Source organism: Serratia sp. (in: enterobacteria), from assembly GCF_046715635.1.
Classification (GTDB): domain Bacteria; phylum Pseudomonadota; class Gammaproteobacteria; order Enterobacterales; family Enterobacteriaceae; genus Chania.
Map to the genome: position 1 here is coordinate 1 of NZ_JBKJYW010000506.1, position 16,938 is coordinate 16,938.

The following is a 16,938-nucleotide window of genomic DNA, read 5'->3' on the forward strand; positions in this document are numbered from 1 at the left end:
GGTGATTTTAAAATGGGTAAGAACGTCGTCGTACTGGGCACCCAATGGGGTGACGAAGGTAAGGGTAAGGTCGTAGACCTGCTGACTGAACGGGCTCAATATGTTGTGCGCTACCAAGGTGGCCATAACGCTGGCCACACTCTGGTTATCAACGGTGAAAAAACCGTTCTTCATTTAATTCCCTCAGGTATCTTGCGTGAAAACGTGACCAGCGTCATCGGCAACGGTGTGGTTCTGGCGCCAGATGCATTGATGAAGGAAATGGGTGAACTCGAAGCGCGCGGCATCCCGGTACGCGAACGTCTGTTACTGTCTGAAGCTTGCCCGCTGATCCTGCCTTATCACGTCGCTCTGGATAATGCGCGTGAGAAAGCGCGTGGCGCCAAAGCCATCGGCACCACAGGCCGTGGTATCGGCCCGGCTTACGAAGATAAAGTTGCCCGTCGCGGTCTGCGCGTTGGCGATCTGTTCGATAAAGCCACCTTTGCTGTCAAGCTGAAAGACATCATCGATTACCACAACTTCCAGTTGGTTAACTACTACAAAGTAGAAGCCGTCGATTACCAGACCACCCTTGACTATGTGCTGTCGATTGCCGATATCCTGACCGGGATGGTAGTAGACGTTTCCGAACTGCTGGACGGTGCGCGCAAGCGTGGCGATCTGATCATGTTCGAAGGTGCACAGGGCACTCTGCTGGATATCGATCACGGCACCTATCCGTACGTGACCTCCTCCAACACCACCGCAGGTGGCGTGGCAACCGGTTCTGGCATTGGCCCACGTTACGTGGACTATGTACTGGGCATCGTGAAAGCCTATTCTACCCGTGTAGGTGCAGGCCCGTTCCCAACCGAACTGTTCGACGAAACCGGCGAATACCTGTGCAAACAGGGTAATGAGTTTGGTGCCACCACTGGCCGTCGCCGTCGTACTGGCTGGCTGGATGCGGTTGCCGTTCGCCGCGCCGTGCAGATCAACTCCCTGTCTGGCTTCTGCCTGACCAAGTTGGACGTACTGGACGGCCTGAAAGAAGTGAAGATCTGTGTGGGCTATCGCATGCCAGACGGCCGCGAAATGACTACCACGCCGCTGGCAGCAGAAGGTTGGGAAGGCATCGAGCCAATCTACGAAAGCATGCCGGGCTGGAGCGAAACGACTTTTGGTGTGAAAGACTATAGCAAACTGCCACAGGCAGCGCTGAACTACATCAAACGTATCGAAGAGCTGACCGATGTACCGGTAGATATCATTTCTACTGGCCCAGACCGTAGCGAAACCATGATCCTGCGCGATCCGTTCGACGCATAATCTGATTGCTCTACTGTCATCAAACAAACCGGGCCAAGTCCCGGTTTGTTTGCTTCATGTATCCTCCCCGATGGCATTTTCACCTCACAAAATCCTTTCGTTGCTTCAGTTGAGAGTCGGCTATGCGCTAAATAATTAGCTGCGAACTCTCCGGCTGGTTTATCATCCAATAAGATAGTAAAGAAAATCGCCGAAAATCGGCAGATACCCAGAGGTAAACGTGCAGTTAACAAGTTTTACTGATTATGGCCTGCGGGCATTGATCTACATGGCGTCATTGCCTGCGGACAAAATGACCAGCATCTCCGAGGTTACGGAGGTGTACGGCGTTTCCCGTAACCATATGGTAAAAATTATCAATCAGCTGAGCCGTGAAGGCTTTGTGACCGCCGTACGGGGTAAAAACGGCGGTATACGGCTGGGCAAACCGGCCGAGAGCATCCGTATTGGCGACGTGGTGCGGGCGCTGGAGCCGCTTTCGTTAGTTAACTGCAGCGGCGATTTTTGCCATATCACCCCAGCCTGTCGTTTGAAGCAAGTGCTCCAGCAGGCGGTAAAGAATTTCCTTGAGGAGCTGGATAGTCACACATTGGCCGACATGGTTGAAGACAATCCACCGCTCTACAAGCTTTTGCTTGTCGAATAAAGCGTTGCTGAGAAGACAAGGCTCAGCGACACCCTGCTGATGACAACGGAGGAACCTCAATGTCACAAGATCCATTCCTGGAACGAGAAGCAGAAAAATATGAATCCCCAATTCCTAGCCGCGAATTTATTCTGGCCCATTTGGCGAAACGTGAAACGCCGGCCAGCCGCGAAGAGTTGGGCAATGAACTGAACTTATCCGGCGAAGAAGCGCTGGAAGCCCTGCGCCGTCGCCTGCGTGCGATGGAGCGTGATGGCCAGTTGGTGTTTACCCGCCGCCAGTGCTATGCCCTGCCAGAGCGTCTGGACCTGCTGCGCGGCACGGTGATTGGTCACCGCGATGGCTTCGGCTTCTTGCGGGTTGAAGGGCGTAAAGACGACCTTTATCTCTCCGCCGAGCAAATGAAAATGGCCATCCACGGCGATGTGGTGTTGGCTCAACCGCTGGGCGAAGATCGCAAAGGCCGCCGCGAAGCGCGTATCGTGCGCGTGCTGGTGCCCAAAACCAGCCAGATTGTTGGCCGCTACTTCACCGATGCCGGTACCGGCTTCGTGGTGCCGGATGACGGCCGCCTGAGCTTCGATATTCTGATCCCTGCTGACTCGGTCAGCGGGGCGCGGATGGGCTTTATGGTGGTTGTCGAACTGACCCAGCGCCCAACGCGCCGCACCAAAGCCGTGGGCAAGATCGTCGAGATCCTGGGCGATAAAATGGGCACCAGCATGGCGGTGGATATCGCATTGCGTACCCATGAGATCCCGCATACCTGGCCACCTCAGGTGGAGAAGCAGGTTGCCGACCTCAGTGAGCAGGTGCCGGAAGCCGCCAAGAAAGGGCGTGTGGATCTGCGTCACCTGCCGCTGGTCACCATTGATGGTGAAGACGCCCGCGATTTCGATGATGCCGTGTACTGCGAGAAGAAACGCGGTGGCGGCTGGCGCCTGTGGGTCGCGATTGCCGACGTAAGCTACTATGTGCGCCCGCGCACGGCGCTGGATGACGAAGCCCGTAGCCGCGGCACCTCGGTCTACTTCCCATCGGAAGTGGTGCCAATGCTGCCGGAAGTGCTTTCCAACGGCCTGTGCTCGCTCAACCCGCAGGTCGACCGCCTGTGTATGGTGAGTGAGATGACCATCTCCGCATCGGGCCGTCTGTCTTCGTTTAAATTCTACGAAGCGGTAATGAGCTCCCATGCGCGCTTAACCTACACCAAGGTCTGGCATATCTTGCAGGGCGATCAGGAGCTGCGCGAACAGTATCATCCATTGGTCAAACACCTGCAGGAGCTGCATGCGCTGTATAAAGTGCTGGATCAGGCTCGTGCCGAACGCGGTGGTATCGCCTTCGAAACCGAAGAAGCCAAGTTTATCTTCAACGCCGAACGCCGTATCGAGCGCGTAGAGCCAACGGTACGTAATGACGCACACAAACTGATCGAAGAGTGCATGATCATGGCGAACGTGGCGGCGGCACGCTTTGTTGAGAAGCATAACGAACCTGCGTTGTTCCGTGTGCACGATCGCCCAAGCGACGATCATATCTCCGCATTGCGCAGCGTGTTGAGCGAGCTGGGCCTGACTCTGGGTGGTGGCCTGAAGCCGCAGCCGAAAGATTACGCCACCCTGATGGACGAAGTGTCAGAACGTCCGGATCGTGAAATGCTGCAAACCATGCTGCTGCGTTCGATGAAACAGGCGATCTACGATCCGGAAAACCGTGGTCACTTCGGCCTGGCGTTGGCCTCTTATGGCCACTTTACCTCCCCGATCCGTCGTTACCCGGACCTGTCGCTGCACCGCGCCATCAAGTACGTGTTGGCGAAGGAGCAAGGCGAACAGAAAGAGCGCTGGACGCCGACCGGTGGCTGGCACAGCGATCTGGAAGAGATGCTGCAACTGGGCATGCACTGCTCGATGACCGAGCGCCGTGCCGATGAAGCTACGCGTAACGTGGCGGACTGGCTGAAGTGCGACTTTATGCAGGATCACGTCGGTGAAGTGTTTAGCGGCGTTATTGCCAGCGTCACCGGCTTTGGTTTCTTCGTCCGCCTGAGCGATCTGTTTATCGATGGTCTGGTACACGTGTCCACACTGGATAACGATTACTATCGCTACGATAATATCGGCCAGCGTTTGATCGGCGAATCTTCCGGCATGGTCTATCGCCTGGGGGATACGGTGGAGATCCGCGTTGAGGCCGTGCATATGGACGAACGCAAGATCGACTTCGCCCTGGTTTCCAGCACCCGCAAACCGCGTGGTGAAGGTAAAACCGAGCGCGAACGTGCCAAGAATGGCGGCCAGCGTACGCTACGCGACGGTGCCGGAGCGGGCCGTAGTCAGGCTCAACGTAAACGCCGCGGCGGCAAGACGCCTGCCAACTTTGAGCCAGACAGCGCCTTCCGTAAAAAAGAGGGGGCCAAGGCCAAACCCGCAGACAAGGTGAAGCCAGATCCGAAGGCGAAAGCTAAAACGGATCCGAAAGCGAAAGCCAAAAAAGCGTCTGATAAAACCAAAAAGATAGCGGCAGCGACCAAAGCCAAGCGTGCCAGCAAGAAGAAAGGTGCCGAGCAGGGTTAACCTGCCGCACGTTATTATCCCCGGCCGGGTCATCCCGGCCGCACAGTTAAAAGAGCATCATGAGCGAAATTATCTACGGTATTCACGCTGTCAAAGCCCTGCTAGACAACGATCCACAACGTTTCCTGGAAGTGTTTATTCTCAAGGGGCGTGACGATCGCCGCTTACAGCCTTTGATTGCCGAGCTGGAAGCGACCGGTATTGTGATCCAGGTGGCCAACCGCCAATGGCTGGATGAGAAGGTCGAAGGGGCCGTCCACCAGGGCATTATTGCGCGGGTGCGTGAAGGGCGGAAATATCAGGAGAACGATTTGCCTGGGCTGCTGGAAAGCGTTGAAACGCCATTCCTGCTGGTACTGGACGGCGTTACCGATCCCCATAACCTGGGGGCTTGCCTGCGTAGTGCCGATGCTGCCGGTGTCCATGCAGTGATCGTCCCACGCGATCGCTCAGCCCAACTGAACGCAACGGCGAAGAAAGTGGCCTGCGGTGCGGCCGAGAACGTCCCCTTGATCACCGTCACCAACCTGGCTCGTACCCTGCGTTTGCTGCAAGAGATGAACATCTGGATCGTGGGCACGGCGGGTGAAGCCGACCACACGCTGTATCAAAGCAAAATGACCGGCCCGATGGCGCTGGTAATGGGTGCGGAAGGCGAAGGTATGCGTCGTTTGACCCGTGAACATTGCGACGAACTGATCAGCATTCCGATGGCCGGTACGGTGTCCTCACTGAACGTCTCGGTAGCGACCGGTGTCTGTCTGTTTGAAGCGGTGCGTCAGCGCAGCTGATGATTAGTAGGGGTGAAACCTTTCACCCCTATCTCGAATCTCCTATCTTGTGATCCCGCCTGCGGCAGAAATCCAGCTAACGACCATAATTACCCCTGAAGCGTTAATCAGGGAGCAAGCTCATGGTCTGGACTACGCATACCGTCTTTAACCAACCCAAGCCTTTGGGGAACAGTAACCTTTTCCTGTCCGATACGCCGCTGCGTGAAGCGTTGCAGCGCGAGTTGGCGGGTTGGGATAACGACGTTCTGGCCTCGCTTGGGCAACAGTTAGGCACGCAGGAGTCCCTGGAGTTGGGGCGGCTGGCCAATACCAATCCGCCGGAATTATTGCGCTATGACGCCACTGGGCAACGCCTGGACGACGTGCGCTTTCATCCAGCCTGGCACATCCTGATGCAGGGGCTGGTCGCTAACCGGGTGCATAACCTGCCGTGGCAGGAAGATGCCCGTATTGGCTCCCTGGTGGCCCGTGCCGCCCGCTTTGTGTTACACGCTCAAGTGGAGGCAGGCACGCTCTGCCCCATCACCATGACTTTTGGCGCTATTCCGCTGTTACAGCGTTCACTGCCAAAAGAGTATCAATCCTGGCTATCCCCGTTACTTTCCGATCGTTATGACCCTCATCTGCTGCCCGGTGCGCAAAAGCGCGGGCTGTTGATCGGCATGGGAATGACGGAAAAGCAGGGCGGCTCGGACGTGCTGAGCAATACCACCACCGCCGTGCCACTCACCAGCCGTGGTAATAGCGAGGCATATCGCCTGGTGGGGCACAAATGGTTTTTCTCGGTGCCGCAAAGCGATGCCCATCTGATATTGGCTCAGGCTGAGGGAGGGCTTTCCTGTTTCTTCCTGCCGCGGCTCCTGCCTGATGGGACGCGCAACGCCATCCGACTGGAGCGGCTAAAAGACAAGCTGGGCAACCGTTCCAATGCCAGTAGCGAAGCCGAGTTTCAGGATGCAACGGCCTGGCTGTTGGGCGACGAAGGGGATGGCGTCAGGCAAATCCTCAAGATGGGCGGTATGACCCGTTTCGATTGCGCTTTGGGTAGCCATGGGCTGATGCGCCGTGGCCTGTCGGTGGCGCTGTACCATGCTCTGCAACGGCAGGCGTTTGGTAAATGCCTTATTGAACAGCCGTTGATGCGGCAGGTATTGACTCGAATGGCGTTACGGCTTGAAGGGCATATCGCTTTGCTGTTCCGTTTGGCTCGAGCCTGGGAAAGCCGGGGGGTTGAAGGCGAAGTGGTCTACAGCCGCTTACTGACCCCGGCGGCAAAATACAGCATCTGTCATCAAGGAGCGCCATTTATCGGGGAAGCCATGGAAGTGCTGGGAGGTATCGGCTATTGCGAAGACAGTGAGCTGCCGCGTCTATATCGTGAAGCACCGGTAAACAGCATTTGGGAAGGTTCGGGCAACATCATGTGCCTGGACGTGATGCGTAGCCTGCATAAGTTGCCTGGGGCGTTGGAACAGCTACAGCAGGAACTGTTGCCGGTGCGCGGGCAGAATAGGTTGTTCGATCGTGCCTGGCGGCAATGGCAACAGCGCATGCGTCAGCCGCGTGAAGAAATGGGACGCTTGTTAACCCAGCAGTTATTCGATCTGTGCTGTGCCGCCCAGTTGCTGCAGCATGCCAGCCCGCCGATTGGAGAAGCCTGGTGCCATTTAACGCTGGATTATCGCGGAGATAGGGTGCTGCCAGCAGGGGTGTGCGATACGCTGCTTCAGCGGGCCATGGGGGTTTAAAACAGGAACTCAGTGCTTATAGCCTAGAGGAAATGCCATCAGATAATAGGCTGATGGCATTGGGCATTTAAATGCTTGCCTTATTTTCAGTTGGAATTATTAATTATAGAAATATCTCGAATGACATTAATTTCATGTAAGCGTCCAGGATATATTACGCGACAGTGTTTGGGATGATTCTCGTCAATTAGATGGATACTCCCTATTTTTGGTTCTACTTAAATAATTGGCTGAGTGCGTAACGGGTTATATGTTACATTTTTAATCTAAGGGGAGTCAAACACGATTCCTGAGTAGCCATCTGTGCTACTTATTTATTAAGGGAAATCTTGTTTCTACCGCGGCTTATTCTGGTCAATCCACTGGCTTTCCTCATTGTGTAAAAGGAATTAACAGCATGACATGCAGTAATCATTCGTCCATAACCAATGTATCGACACGTAAAGAAAACAATCACTCATCTCTGCGGGTGAATCTTTCGCCACTCTACTTTGCCGGGCTGCTGGCTTTTGGTTGCGTCTCCGTGGCTAATGCGGCTATCGTTGCCGATGCCGGGCAGGCCTCCAGCCCTGCGGTTAATGCCGGGGCGAATGGTTCGACCGTGGTGAATATCAACGCTGCGGGTAAAGGGGGTGTTTCACATAATATCTTTAACCAGTTCAACGTTGATAAAAACGGTGTTGTGCTGAATAACAGCGTTGACGGGGTGAATAGCCAACTAGCGGGGAGTCTCGCGGGTAATGCGAATTTAAGCGGCGGAGCGGCCTCGGTGATCCTTAATGAGGTCAACTCGAATCAGGCCAGCGTGTTAAATGGCATGGTGGAAGTTGCCGGCCAGCAGGCTCAGGTGATTATTGCCAACCCGGCAGGGATTACCTGTAGCGGCTGTGGCTTTATTAATACCGGCAGAGCTACGCTGACCACCGGTACCCCCCAGTTTGCCGATGGCGTTATACAGGGATATAAAACGGAAAAGGGGACTATTGTTATTAATGGTGATGGCCTGAAAAGTGGTGACAGTAATTATACCGATCTGATCGCCCGCTCGGTGGTGATTAATGCCGGTGTCTGGGCCAAGGATTTGAAAGTGACCACCGGCCGTAATAGCGTCAATGCGGATAACACCCAGGCGACCGCGCTGGCATCGGCGGCGGGCAGACCCCGCGTCGGAATTGACGTTGCTGCCTTGGGGGGGATGTATGCAGGCAAGATCACCTTGGTGGGGACAGAAAGCGGAGTGGGCGTTCGTAATGCCGGTACCATCGCGGCTTCTACCTCAGACCTGGTGATGGACGTTAATGGTGTGCTGGATAACCGCTCAGGGAGCATGATCGCCGCACGCGCCAACAAACTGAACACCGCAGGCGCTATTGATAATACCGGGGGGAAAATCAATGGCGGGAGCGGCGGTGTCACTATCAATACCAATAAAAATCGCCTTACCAATACCAACGGCAACATTGCAGCCAGTGGCTCTGTGAACATCAATAGCGGGCAATTGAACAACAGCAACGGTAGGGTGCAAGCCAGTTCACAGGTCACTATCGATACCAATGGCCAATTGCTGACCAATACTGGCCGTAATAACGACACCGGTATTTACAGTACCTTGGGTATCACCCTGAAAACGGGGCAGTTGAACAACAACGGGGGCGCGATCTCTACGGCGGGTAGGTCAACCATTACCAGCGCTACGCTAGATAACCGCGGCGGTCAGATTTACGCCTTCGGCCTGCCTTTTGCCGATCTGAATATGAACGTTGCTGGCACCCTCGATAACCGTAATGGGGAAATTGCTGCCCAGCGTAATCTATCTCTGGCGACGACCGCGGCGTTAAACAACAGCCAGAACGGGAAAATAAGCGCGGGCAACACTTTTACTTTAGCGACCAATAAAACCGCGATCAATAACACCAATGGCTTGATTGAGTCGGCTGGGTCGTTGGATATCAACAGCGGTCAACTGACCAATAGAAACGGTGTTCTGCAATCGGCCAAGATGCTGAGCGTAAACACCAACGGCAGTAACCTGATCAACGAGATTGGGCAGATCTCTTCAATAGGGGATGTCAACCTCAACAATATCAACACCATGGACAACCGGGATGGCAATGTTAGCGGTGAGGGGAAGCTGTCGCTGCAAGCAAACAGCCTGGATAACCGCACGGGTGGGTTAACCATGGACAAAGGCAATGAGGTTCGCATCACAAATGCCCTTAATAACAACTATGGCGTGATCCGTAGCACGATGGGGGGCACGGAGGTGTATGCCAGCACCATCAACAATAATGCAGGCCTGTTGAGTGGGCAGAATGTCCATGCGCAAACCGGTACGTTGCGAAACGATGAGGGCCTGATTTACGCAGAGGAAACACTGGAGCTAAAGGCGACGACTCTCTATAACCGTGATAGCAACAACTTCGGCAGCGCGATGGGCGTGCACATTGATATGCCGGAAGACACTCAGGGGGGCATTATCAGCCTGGGCGATCTGAGCATGACCGGTAATCGGGTATACAACAGTCGGGGTATGATTGCTTCTTCCAACGGTAACGTAAACATGAAGTATGACGGCAACGTGGATAACAGCCGCGGCACTATTTCAGGTGCTGATTCGCTGTCGCTGAAGGCCAACAGCCTGGATAATGCTAATGGTACGATCTCCTCAACAGGGGTCAGTAACGTAGAGGTGACATCGGCCTTTACCAACAGTGGCCTAATCCATGGTAGCGAAGGGCTGAATATTAATGTCCGAGGGGCATTGACCAACCGTGGCCAACTGATATCCGATAAGGTCACTACAATTGATAGCCAGAGTTTCAACAACCGGCGTGGCGCGGTAACCACCGGTCAGGATGGCGTGAAGCTGAATCTGGCTGGGGGAAGATATACCAATAACGGCAAGGTCAATGGGCCTGTGACCAAAGAGTAGTCGCGCATTACCCTCTATTACGGGTGCCTATTCAGGCACCCTTTTTAGTTCTGTCTCAGAGCCAGCGTTACCGATAAAGTATTGCCTGTGAATACCACTGACCCGGCACGATGGTTTCGCTGTTCATGATGATCAGGTAATAGCGTGCCCCGCTGGCATCGGCTTTGCGTTGGATTTCGTCTTCCACGTTCATCGGACTGCCACGAACCACAGCGCTGATCGTCGCCATTTTCTCCAACCCGAAGGTTTGTGCGCGGGTGATCTCCTGTGCCTGTGCTGTAGGCGGTGGTGGGGGTTTGGGCGTGGTTTTAAATACGCTGCATCCAGACAGCAAGCCAAACAGTAATAGGGTGATCAACGTACGGGAAAGATTCATGCTGGCCTCATCACTCTTTCGCATAGAGTAGAATAGGTTGAACTAAGGTTTCGGGCCGATGTTTGCCATCATAGATAAGATTAGCCACAGGGGGAATACATGATCGAGATCCATGATGAGCGGGTGGGTGACGTTGCGGTGATCCATGCGGTGCCAGCCGGGCGCTATGAGCAACCGTTGCCCACTATCTTCTTCTATCACGGTTATACCTCATCGAAAGAGGTGTACGCCTATTTTGCCTATGCGCTGGCCAAAGCGGGCTTTAGGGTGGTGCTGCCCGATTGTGCGATGCACGGTGAGCGGTTTGATGGTGATGAAGCACGGCGGCTGGCGCATTTCTGGGAAATCCTCAAAAGTAACGTCGATGAGTTACCCGCGCTCAAAACGCACTTTGAACAGCGTGGGCTAATTGCCGGGGATCGCATTGGCGTGGCGGGCGCTTCGATGGGGGGAATGACCACCTTAGGGGCATTTACCCGTTATCCTTGGGTGAAAGCGGCCGCCAGCCTTATGGGGTCGGGCTACTTTACCTCACTTGCGCAGACGCTGTATCCGCCATTGGACGCGCAGGGCCAGCCGCTGGAGCAGTCCGCGCTCATGGCACGTCTTGCGCCCTTGGCCGCTTATGAGGTTGAACATCATTGGGAGAGTTTTGCCGGGCGGCCACTGCTGTTATGGCATGGTGAAACCGATGATGTGGTGCCAGCGGTGGAGAGTGAACGCTTGGCTGGCGAGTTACGTCGTCGTGGCCTGGATCGGTGGCTGACCTACTTCACTGAAGCGCAAGTGCGTCATCGCATTACTCCTGGAGCGTTGAACGCTACCGCCACCTTTTTCCAGGACTCACTGTAAAAAGCCCCCGAGGGAGGGGGCAAGGCATGGCGGTTACCGATCGACCGCCTCTAGGTGCGGCTGGGCTCCCTGGTGCTGCATTTTCGATTATCGGTAAAGTTCGGCGCTGACGTGGATAGACGCGGCGCTGCCTGGTTCATGTAGCGCAACAATCCGGTAAGCACTGGCGCCGCGTTGATCGGCAATCTTATTGATTTGGGACGTCGCGTCGTCGGGCGAAACCACTTGCTGATCCAGGCTAACGAAGCCAATGCTTTGGCGCTCTTCGGCCTGGCGTGAGGTGATCTCAGTGGCGGCCATGGCGTTGGTGGAAAGCAGCAACGCGATAGCGGTAGCGATGGTGATACGTTTCATAGGTGCCTCTCTTAACTCTTTGCTACAGCGGAGTGTGTCACTTGGCTGCGCAGCAAAATCTTATCTACTGGGCAAAAAGTTATTTATCAGTATTGAATAACTACAACCCTTTATCGCTGCGCTTTCTGCGGCGGATAGCTTAACTTTAGTCCGCTAGTCAGGATTAAAAAGGGGGAGATTTTGATGACCTTGTTCAAAAAAAATGATAATGATTTCGAATTGGCTGATGATTTTATTGAAGGATTTTTAAAACCTATGGATCGGCATACATCGCTTTTTCTGCCAGCAAATCGTGCTATTTCTCGTGGCCTTACGCATAAACCTCAATAAATCCTACTCAGTCCTTGAGTTCCCCCCCTTGCGCCGGTATGATTACGCGTCATTTTTCAGCCGCACACATACACACGTTCCTTGCTTCCATGGGCCGCGGTTGACCCTGACAGGAGGCTGAATAATCCGTAAGGAGCAATTCGATGCGTCATTACGAAATCGTTTTTATGGTCCATCCTGACCAAAGCGAACAGGTTCCGGGCATGATCGAGCGTTACAGTGCTACCATCACTAACGCGCAAGGTCAGATTCACCGTCTGGAAGACTGGGGCCGCCGTCAACTGGCTTACCCGATCAATAAACTGCACAAAGCCCACTACGTTCTGCTGAACGTTGAAGCTCCGCAGGAAGCGATCGATGAGCTGGAAACTAACTTCCGCTTCAACGACGCCGTTATCCGTAGCATGGTTATGCGCGTTAAGCACGCGGTAACTGAAGCATCTCCGATGGTTAAAGCGAAAGACGAACGTCGTGGCGATCGCCGCGAAGACTTCGCTAACGAAACCGCAGATGATGCAGATGCTGGGGATTCTGAAGAGTAATTGCTGTCGTGACGGCTAATCGTCTGGTGTTGTCTGGCACAGTGTGCAAGACGCCGGTGCGAAAAGTGAGTCCTTCCGGGATACCCCACTGCCAATTTGTGCTTGAGCACCGATCGTCGCAGATGGAAGCCGGATTCAGCAGGCAAGCATGGTGCCGAATGCCCGTGGTTGTCAGCGGACAACAGTCACAAGCTTTAACTCAAAGATTAACGGTCGGCAGTCAGGTTACCGTTCAAGGCTTCGTTAGCTGCCATCAAGGGCGCAACGGGCTGAACAAATTGGTCCTGCATGCCGAGCAGATTGAATTGATAGATTCTGGAGACTAGCCAAATGGCACGTTATTTCCGTCGTCGCAAGTTCTGCCGTTTCACCGCGGAAGGCGTTCAAGAGATTGACTATAAAGACATCGCTACGCTGAAAAACTACATCACTGAAAGTGGTAAAATTGTCCCGAGCCGTATCACCGGTACTCGTGCAAAATATCAGCGCCAGCTGGCCCGTGCTATCAAGCGCGCGCGCTACCTGTCTTTGTTGCCGTACACTGATCGTCATCAGTAATCGGCCACTGTCCATTAACGACTTTGAGAGGATAAGGTAATGCAAGTTATTCTGCTTGATAAAGTAGCAAACCTGGGCAGCCTGGGTGATCAAGTTAACGTTAAAGCGGGTTATGCCCGTAACTTCCTGGTACCACAGGGCAAAGCTGTTCCTGCTACCAAGAAAAACGTCGAGTTCTTCGAAGCACGCCGTGCTGAACTGGAAGCCAAACTGGCTGACGTTCTGGCTGCAGCTGAAGCTCGCGCAACCAAGATCAACGAACTGGCAACAGTGACCATCGCGTCTAAATCAGGCGACGAAGGTAAACTGTTCGGCTCTATCGGCACCCGCGACATCGCTGACGCAGTGACTGCGGCAGGCGTTGAAGTTGCCAAGAGCGAAGTTCGTCTGCCGAACGGCGTTCTGCGTACCACTGGTGAGCACGAAGTGCACTTCCAGGTACACAGCGACGTGTTCGCACAGCTGAATGTAGTTGTGGTTGCTGAAGCTTAATCGGCTTTAGTACACCAAGTTAAAACGCCAGCCTAGTGCTGGCGTTTTGCTTTTCAGCGCCGGGTAAAACGCGCTACTCTGAGGCCATCTGTTGGCAAGGAGAGGCGAGAATGGCAGAAATTATTTTACAGCGAGTCTACGATTTCAGCGGCCCGGCACCGGAACATTGCTATCTGACTGACCGGCTATGGCCGCGCGGTGTGAGTAAGGAAAGGTTGCAGGGCGTCATCTGGCTTAAACAGGTGGCACCGGATACGGCGTTACGCCAGTGGTTTCATCAGCATACCGACCAGTGGGATGAATTTGTCGCGCTCTATCGTCAACAGTTGGCCGCCAATGATGCCTGGCAGCCGCTGGTGGCGTTGTTAAGACAAGGTAAGCCGTTGACCCTGCTGTATGGCAGTAAGGACACACAGCACAACCAGGGGGTTGTACTGCGTGATTTTCTGCTGGAACAGCTTAAAGGTTAACGGATGCGTTGGTAGCTGCCATCGCTTTGGCGGCGGAACAGGGCTTCACTGTTATCCACGGTGGTGACCGAGAGCGCGGTGATGACGCCGTTAGCATTGCGTTCGACACGCACTTCTTGCCCGGCTTGCAGATTACTGAGTGGCTTATCACTCCCTTCAACCCGTGCCATGGCAAACACTTCATTCACCGGCAGATTGTTGTCACGGAACAGCTGCGCCAGAGTTTGGCCCGCCTGGATCTGATAACGCTGCCAGTTATCGCTTTCTCCTGCCGTTTGCTGGCCATCGTTTTGCAACTGAGCCTGCAAGGGTATCTGGTTTTCCTGGCTGGTGACCGGGAACGGACGCGCGTTATCGTCGGAATACGGCCAAAGCAGCGACAGTAGCAGGATAGCACCAAAAATAATCACCCAACGGCGGTGAAAATAGGGCAGAGGTTCCATCCAGTGGAGGCTGTCCGGCAGGTGCCATATTTTCAGCAACAACGCTTTGAGCCTTTGCCCCTTGCCGTTCTGCTGAGGCGGGTGTGAGTCCGGCTCATCGGTGGTTGCTGGCGTTTCCGGTGCCGGGCCAGGCTTCAGGCGTTGGCTCAGGTTCAGCCAGGTGCGCAGCAATGGCTGGTAGACACGGATGGTTTTCCTTCTCCTGGGCGCGATTCTGCCCATGGTAACCTCTCTTCAACTGCGTAAAATTGTCACTTTACAAAAAGTGTACCGCTGACCCCAGTATACCCTATGGATTTCAAGCCGCAGTGCACTTGTGCACCGTGAGGGACGAATAGTCTCTGTACTGCGCGACTACGGTGCCGGCCTTGAGCCGTATGGGGTCTATATCGCTAACTGTTTTGAAGCGATTGGTCGCCGAGAGAATAATGACACCAAACGTTAACAGCAGGTTATTGTTTCTTTTTCTACGACAAAAGTCATCATTCTCCACACAAGATTTTACCCGGCTTTGCCGCGCTGTTATGCTGCGCTTTCGACTTTTTACAGACTAAAGGAAAACCCCATGACAACCCCTTCTTTTGATAGCGTTGAAGCGCAAGCAAGTTACGGGATTGGTTTACAGGTCGGTCAGCAACTGCAAGAGTCCGGCCTGCAAGGTTTACAACCAGAAGCTCTGCTGGCTGGCCTGCGTGACGCGCTGGAAGGGAATGCCCCGGCGGTTCCGGTAGATGTGGTTCATCGTGCGCTGCGCGAAATCCACGAACGTGCGGATGCTGTGCGCCTTGAGCGCCAGCAGGCGATGGCCGTTGAAGGCCAGAAGTTCCTGGAAGATAACGCCAAGCGTGATGAAGTGACGCTGACCGAATCTGGCCTGCAGTTCTCCGTGCTGGAGCAGGGCAATGGCCCAATTCCATCTCGTCAGGATCGCGTGCGTGTGCATTACACCGGCCGCTTGATCAACGGTGAGGTGTTCGACAGCTCCGTTGAACGTGGTCAACCTGCCGAGTTCCCGGTCAGCGGTGTGATCCCAGGTTGGATCGAAGCCCTGACGTTGATGCCGGTTGGCTCCAAGTGGCAGTTGTATATCCCTCACAACCTGGCCTACGGCGAGCGTGGTGCAGGCGCATCCATCCCACCATTCAGCGCGCTGGTGTTTGACGTTGAGCTGATCGAAATTCTGTAATCCACGGTTATTCCCCCTTACCCCAGCTCTCTCCCCAAAAAGGAGAGGGAGCTGTTACGGAGCTGTACTCAGGTGCGGCAGTTATTCTGTAGCAGGGTAATGTAGAGGACGAATACCGTAGTTAAATTGTAGCTCGTACAATTCCCTCTCCCTTTGGGAGAGGGTTAGGGTGAGGGGGCTATTTGCCACTCAGTGCGCGTGGGAACAGCAGGTTGTTCTCCAGATGGATATGTTCCATCAGGTCGCTGATAAACGTATTGATACCGTTGTACAGCGCCTGCCAGGTATTGCATGCCCCATCGGGTGGCGTGACGTTGTTGGTGAGGAATTTCACCACTTCCAACTGTTCGCCAGCCTCATCATGTTCATGTTCCATCACCGAAATCGGCCCTGCCGCCTGTTGCCCCATGCCTTGTTTAATCAGCGGGAACAGGATCTGTTCTTCCTTCATCATGTGATTTTCCAGATCGAGACGGATCAGGTTTAGCTGCTTGGCCAGCCCGCGTGGGCAGGTGGGCTTGTCGCCGTGAACGCGTTCAACCTTTTCTGCCATCAACACCAGTTCTGACAACTGTTCACGGTGGCGCTGGTGGAAGCGGGGAAGGATGTAATCGATAATCTCAGACAGCGGAGCCAGACGCCAATCGCGGGTATCCACCGGCTCAGCCGCCAGCGCGGCCAGCTCACTTTCCAACTTAGCCAGATCCAGTTCTTTGCGGCTGGCAGCGCGCTCCAGGGTTTGTTTACCCCCGCAGCAGAAGTCCAAGTCGTAGTCGCGGAACAGCTTGCTGGCACGTGGGATTGCTACGGCGAGTGCGCCTAGGGATTGGTTACGGTAATCCATGATGTTGCCCCTTTAAAGGAAGAAAACTATAACATGCATTTTAAATACAATTTAAAGGATGTGCTATGGATAAAAAGGGGTAGAGCAAAAAGGCGCGCCGTAACGCGCCTGACGGTCAATTACTTGGCTTGTAGGTCGATCTGATAGAGCTCAAAGCCGATGCTGTCGTTACCTACGGACTTCATCGGGTACTGTGCGTTATCTTTAATAAACGCAGTAGCCTTCTCGCTAGGGGAGGTCTCGAAACGGATATCTAGCGGCTTGGTGCTGTGGAAGCTGGCCAAACGCCAGTTGTTGTCCGCTTGTGGATGCACCGCGCCGTGCTTCTGGGTTTCTTCGCTGATATAGGCCGCTAATACCGCGCGGTTCTCATCCGGTGAAGCAAAGGCAATATGCTTATCGCCCGTTCCGGCAAACTTGCCGCCGTAGGCGCGGTAGTTGTTGGTCGCCACCAGGAACTGGGCGTCAGGATCGATCGGCT

18 protein-coding genes and 1 pseudogene are annotated in these 16,938 nt (G+C 54.4%); 14 read left to right on the forward strand and 5 right to left on the reverse strand.

Annotated features, from left to right (window positions below; genetic code table 11):
* Positions 1 to 12 precede the first annotated feature (12 nt).
* The 6 genes from ACLQ7H_RS26200 to ACLQ7H_RS26225 all read left to right on the forward strand — a co-directional run bounded on the left by ACLQ7H_RS26200 (position 13) and on the right by ACLQ7H_RS26225 (position 10,010).
* Positions 13 to 1,311 (forward strand): adenylosuccinate synthase, encoded by a 1,299-nt coding sequence (locus ACLQ7H_RS26200; RefSeq protein WP_411755211.1) that lies wholly within the window; start codon positions 13 to 15, stop codon positions 1,309 to 1,311.
* Positions 1,312 to 1,531: 220 nt separating this feature from the next.
* Positions 1,532 to 1,957, forward strand: a complete 426-nt coding sequence (gene nsrR / locus ACLQ7H_RS26205) for a nitric oxide-sensing transcriptional repressor NsrR (protein WP_025122303.1) — start codon at positions 1,532 to 1,534, stop codon at positions 1,955 to 1,957.
* A gap of 59 nt (positions 1,958 to 2,016) precedes the next feature.
* Positions 2,017 to 4,536, forward strand: a complete 2,520-nt coding sequence (rnr, locus tag ACLQ7H_RS26210; protein ID WP_021807551.1) for a ribonuclease R — start codon at positions 2,017 to 2,019, stop codon at positions 4,534 to 4,536.
* A gap of 59 nt (positions 4,537 to 4,595) precedes the next feature.
* Positions 4,596 to 5,327, forward strand: a complete 732-nt coding sequence (gene rlmB, locus ACLQ7H_RS26215) for a 23S rRNA (guanosine(2251)-2'-O)-methyltransferase RlmB (protein ID WP_021179009.1) — start codon at positions 4,596 to 4,598, stop codon at positions 5,325 to 5,327.
* 122 nt (positions 5,328 to 5,449) lie between these two features.
* On the forward strand, positions 5,450 to 7,078 hold the full coding sequence (locus ACLQ7H_RS26220) for an isovaleryl-CoA dehydrogenase (protein ID WP_411755201.1): 1,629 nt from the start codon (positions 5,450 to 5,452) through the stop codon (positions 7,076 to 7,078).
* Between the two features lie 397 nt (positions 7,079 to 7,475).
* Positions 7,476 to 10,010, forward strand: coding sequence for a filamentous hemagglutinin N-terminal domain-containing protein (locus tag ACLQ7H_RS26225; RefSeq protein ID WP_411755202.1), 2,535 nt, complete (start codon positions 7,476 to 7,478; stop codon positions 10,008 to 10,010).
* 67 nt (positions 10,011 to 10,077) lie between these two features.
* Here the strand turns inward: ACLQ7H_RS26225 and bsmA are convergent, their stop codons facing one another.
* Positions 10,078 to 10,386, reverse strand: coding sequence for a biofilm peroxide resistance protein BsmA (gene bsmA / locus ACLQ7H_RS26230; RefSeq protein WP_411755203.1), 309 nt, complete (start codon positions 10,384 to 10,386; stop codon positions 10,078 to 10,080).
* Between the two features lie 99 nt (positions 10,387 to 10,485).
* On the opposite strand from bsmA, the gene yjfP reads away from it, so the two are divergent.
* Positions 10,486 to 11,238: an esterase gene (yjfP, locus tag ACLQ7H_RS26235; protein WP_411755204.1), complete on the forward strand. Its 753-nt coding sequence runs from the start codon at positions 10,486 to 10,488 to the stop codon at positions 11,236 to 11,238.
* A gap of 87 nt (positions 11,239 to 11,325) precedes the next feature.
* On the opposite strand, the gene ACLQ7H_RS26240 is transcribed toward yjfP, so the two are convergent.
* Positions 11,326 to 11,592 (reverse strand): DUF1471 domain-containing protein, encoded by a 267-nt coding sequence (locus ACLQ7H_RS26240; protein WP_411755205.1) that lies wholly within the window; start codon positions 11,590 to 11,592, stop codon positions 11,326 to 11,328.
* A 183-nt stretch (positions 11,593 to 11,775) separates the two neighbouring features.
* Here ACLQ7H_RS26240 and ACLQ7H_RS26245 point away from each other — a divergent pair, with 183 nt between their 5' ends.
* From ACLQ7H_RS26245 to ACLQ7H_RS26270, 6 genes are all read left to right on the forward strand, one after another.
* The gene (locus ACLQ7H_RS26245; RefSeq protein ID WP_411755206.1) at positions 11,776 to 11,922 is read left to right on the forward strand and encodes a hypothetical protein; all 147 of its coding nucleotides are present in this window, start codon (positions 11,776 to 11,778) and stop codon (positions 11,920 to 11,922) included.
* Positions 11,923 to 12,065: 143 nt separating this feature from the next.
* Entirely contained in the window at positions 12,066 to 12,464 is a 399-nt protein-coding gene (rpsF, locus tag ACLQ7H_RS26250) for a 30S ribosomal protein S6 (RefSeq protein ID WP_004933634.1), read from the forward strand.
* 8 nt (positions 12,465 to 12,472) lie between these two features.
* Complete coding sequence (gene priB, locus ACLQ7H_RS26255; RefSeq protein WP_065684090.1) at positions 12,473 to 12,790, forward strand: primosomal replication protein N; 318 nt, start codon at positions 12,473 to 12,475, stop codon at positions 12,788 to 12,790.
* 4 nt (positions 12,791 to 12,794) lie between these two features.
* Complete coding sequence (rpsR, locus tag ACLQ7H_RS26260) at positions 12,795 to 13,022, forward strand: 30S ribosomal protein S18 (protein ID WP_000135199.1); 228 nt, start codon at positions 12,795 to 12,797, stop codon at positions 13,020 to 13,022.
* Positions 13,023 to 13,061: 39 nt separating this feature from the next.
* Positions 13,062 to 13,514 (forward strand): 50S ribosomal protein L9, encoded by a 453-nt coding sequence (gene rplI / locus ACLQ7H_RS26265; protein WP_248946928.1) that lies wholly within the window; start codon positions 13,062 to 13,064, stop codon positions 13,512 to 13,514.
* A gap of 110 nt (positions 13,515 to 13,624) precedes the next feature.
* On the forward strand, positions 13,625 to 13,984 hold the full coding sequence (locus ACLQ7H_RS26270; protein ID WP_411755207.1) for a DUF488 domain-containing protein: 360 nt from the start codon (positions 13,625 to 13,627) through the stop codon (positions 13,982 to 13,984).
* Here the strand turns inward: ACLQ7H_RS26270 and ACLQ7H_RS26275 are convergent.
* Positions 13,981 to 14,649 (reverse strand): OapA family protein, encoded by a 669-nt coding sequence (locus ACLQ7H_RS26275; protein WP_411755208.1) that lies wholly within the window; start codon positions 14,647 to 14,649, stop codon positions 13,981 to 13,983. The genes ACLQ7H_RS26270 and ACLQ7H_RS26275 overlap by 4 nt on opposite strands.
* Before the next feature lie 343 nt (positions 14,650 to 14,992).
* Between ACLQ7H_RS26275 and ACLQ7H_RS26280 the strand changes: the two genes are divergently transcribed.
* A complete protein-coding gene (locus ACLQ7H_RS26280) occupies positions 14,993 to 15,613 on the forward strand; it encodes a peptidylprolyl isomerase (protein ID WP_411755209.1) in 621 nt (206 codons plus the stop codon).
* Positions 15,614 to 15,791: 178 nt separating this feature from the next.
* Here ACLQ7H_RS26280 and ytfE read toward each other — a convergent pair whose 3' ends face one another.
* Together ytfE and ACLQ7H_RS26290 are read right to left on the reverse strand one after the other, a co-directional pair.
* A complete protein-coding gene (gene ytfE, locus ACLQ7H_RS26285) occupies positions 15,792 to 16,457 on the reverse strand; it encodes an iron-sulfur cluster repair protein YtfE (RefSeq protein WP_411755210.1) in 666 nt (221 codons plus the stop codon).
* A 119-nt stretch (positions 16,458 to 16,576) separates the two neighbouring features.
* Positions 16,577 to 16,938: pseudogene (locus ACLQ7H_RS26290) on the reverse strand (2',3'-cyclic-nucleotide 2'-phosphodiesterase); the annotation flags it as partial.

Coding starts and splice junctions, on each gene's coding strand:
- ACLQ7H_RS26225 (WP_411755202.1), top strand. CDS start 7,476: ATGACATGCAGTAATCATTCGTCCATAACCAATGTATCGACACGTAAA.
- ACLQ7H_RS26245 (WP_411755206.1), top strand. CDS start 11,776: ATGACCTTGTTCAAAAAAAATGATAATGATTTCGAATTGGCTGATGAT.
- bsmA (WP_411755203.1), bottom strand. CDS start 10,386: ATGAATCTTTCCCGTACGTTGATCACCCTATTACTGTTTGGCTTGCTG.
- rlmB (WP_021179009.1), top strand. CDS start 4,596: ATGAGCGAAATTATCTACGGTATTCACGCTGTCAAAGCCCTGCTAGAC.
- ACLQ7H_RS26200 (WP_411755211.1), top strand. CDS start 13: ATGGGTAAGAACGTCGTCGTACTGGGCACCCAATGGGGTGACGAAGGT.
- rnr (WP_021807551.1), top strand. CDS start 2,017: ATGTCACAAGATCCATTCCTGGAACGAGAAGCAGAAAAATATGAATCC.
- rpsR (WP_000135199.1), top strand. CDS start 12,795: ATGGCACGTTATTTCCGTCGTCGCAAGTTCTGCCGTTTCACCGCGGAA.
- yjfP (WP_411755204.1), top strand. CDS start 10,486: ATGATCGAGATCCATGATGAGCGGGTGGGTGACGTTGCGGTGATCCAT.
- ACLQ7H_RS26220 (WP_411755201.1), top strand. CDS start 5,450: ATGGTCTGGACTACGCATACCGTCTTTAACCAACCCAAGCCTTTGGGG.
- ytfE (WP_411755210.1), bottom strand. CDS start 16,457: ATGGATTACCGTAACCAATCCCTAGGCGCACTCGCCGTAGCAATCCCA.
- rplI (WP_248946928.1), top strand. CDS start 13,062: ATGCAAGTTATTCTGCTTGATAAAGTAGCAAACCTGGGCAGCCTGGGT.
- ACLQ7H_RS26270 (WP_411755207.1), top strand. CDS start 13,625: ATGGCAGAAATTATTTTACAGCGAGTCTACGATTTCAGCGGCCCGGCA.
- ACLQ7H_RS26280 (WP_411755209.1), top strand. CDS start 14,993: ATGACAACCCCTTCTTTTGATAGCGTTGAAGCGCAAGCAAGTTACGGG.
- ACLQ7H_RS26240 (WP_411755205.1), bottom strand. CDS start 11,592: ATGAAACGTATCACCATCGCTACCGCTATCGCGTTGCTGCTTTCCACC.
- ACLQ7H_RS26275 (WP_411755208.1), bottom strand. CDS start 14,649: ATGGGCAGAATCGCGCCCAGGAGAAGGAAAACCATCCGTGTCTACCAG.
- rpsF (WP_004933634.1), top strand. CDS start 12,066: ATGCGTCATTACGAAATCGTTTTTATGGTCCATCCTGACCAAAGCGAA.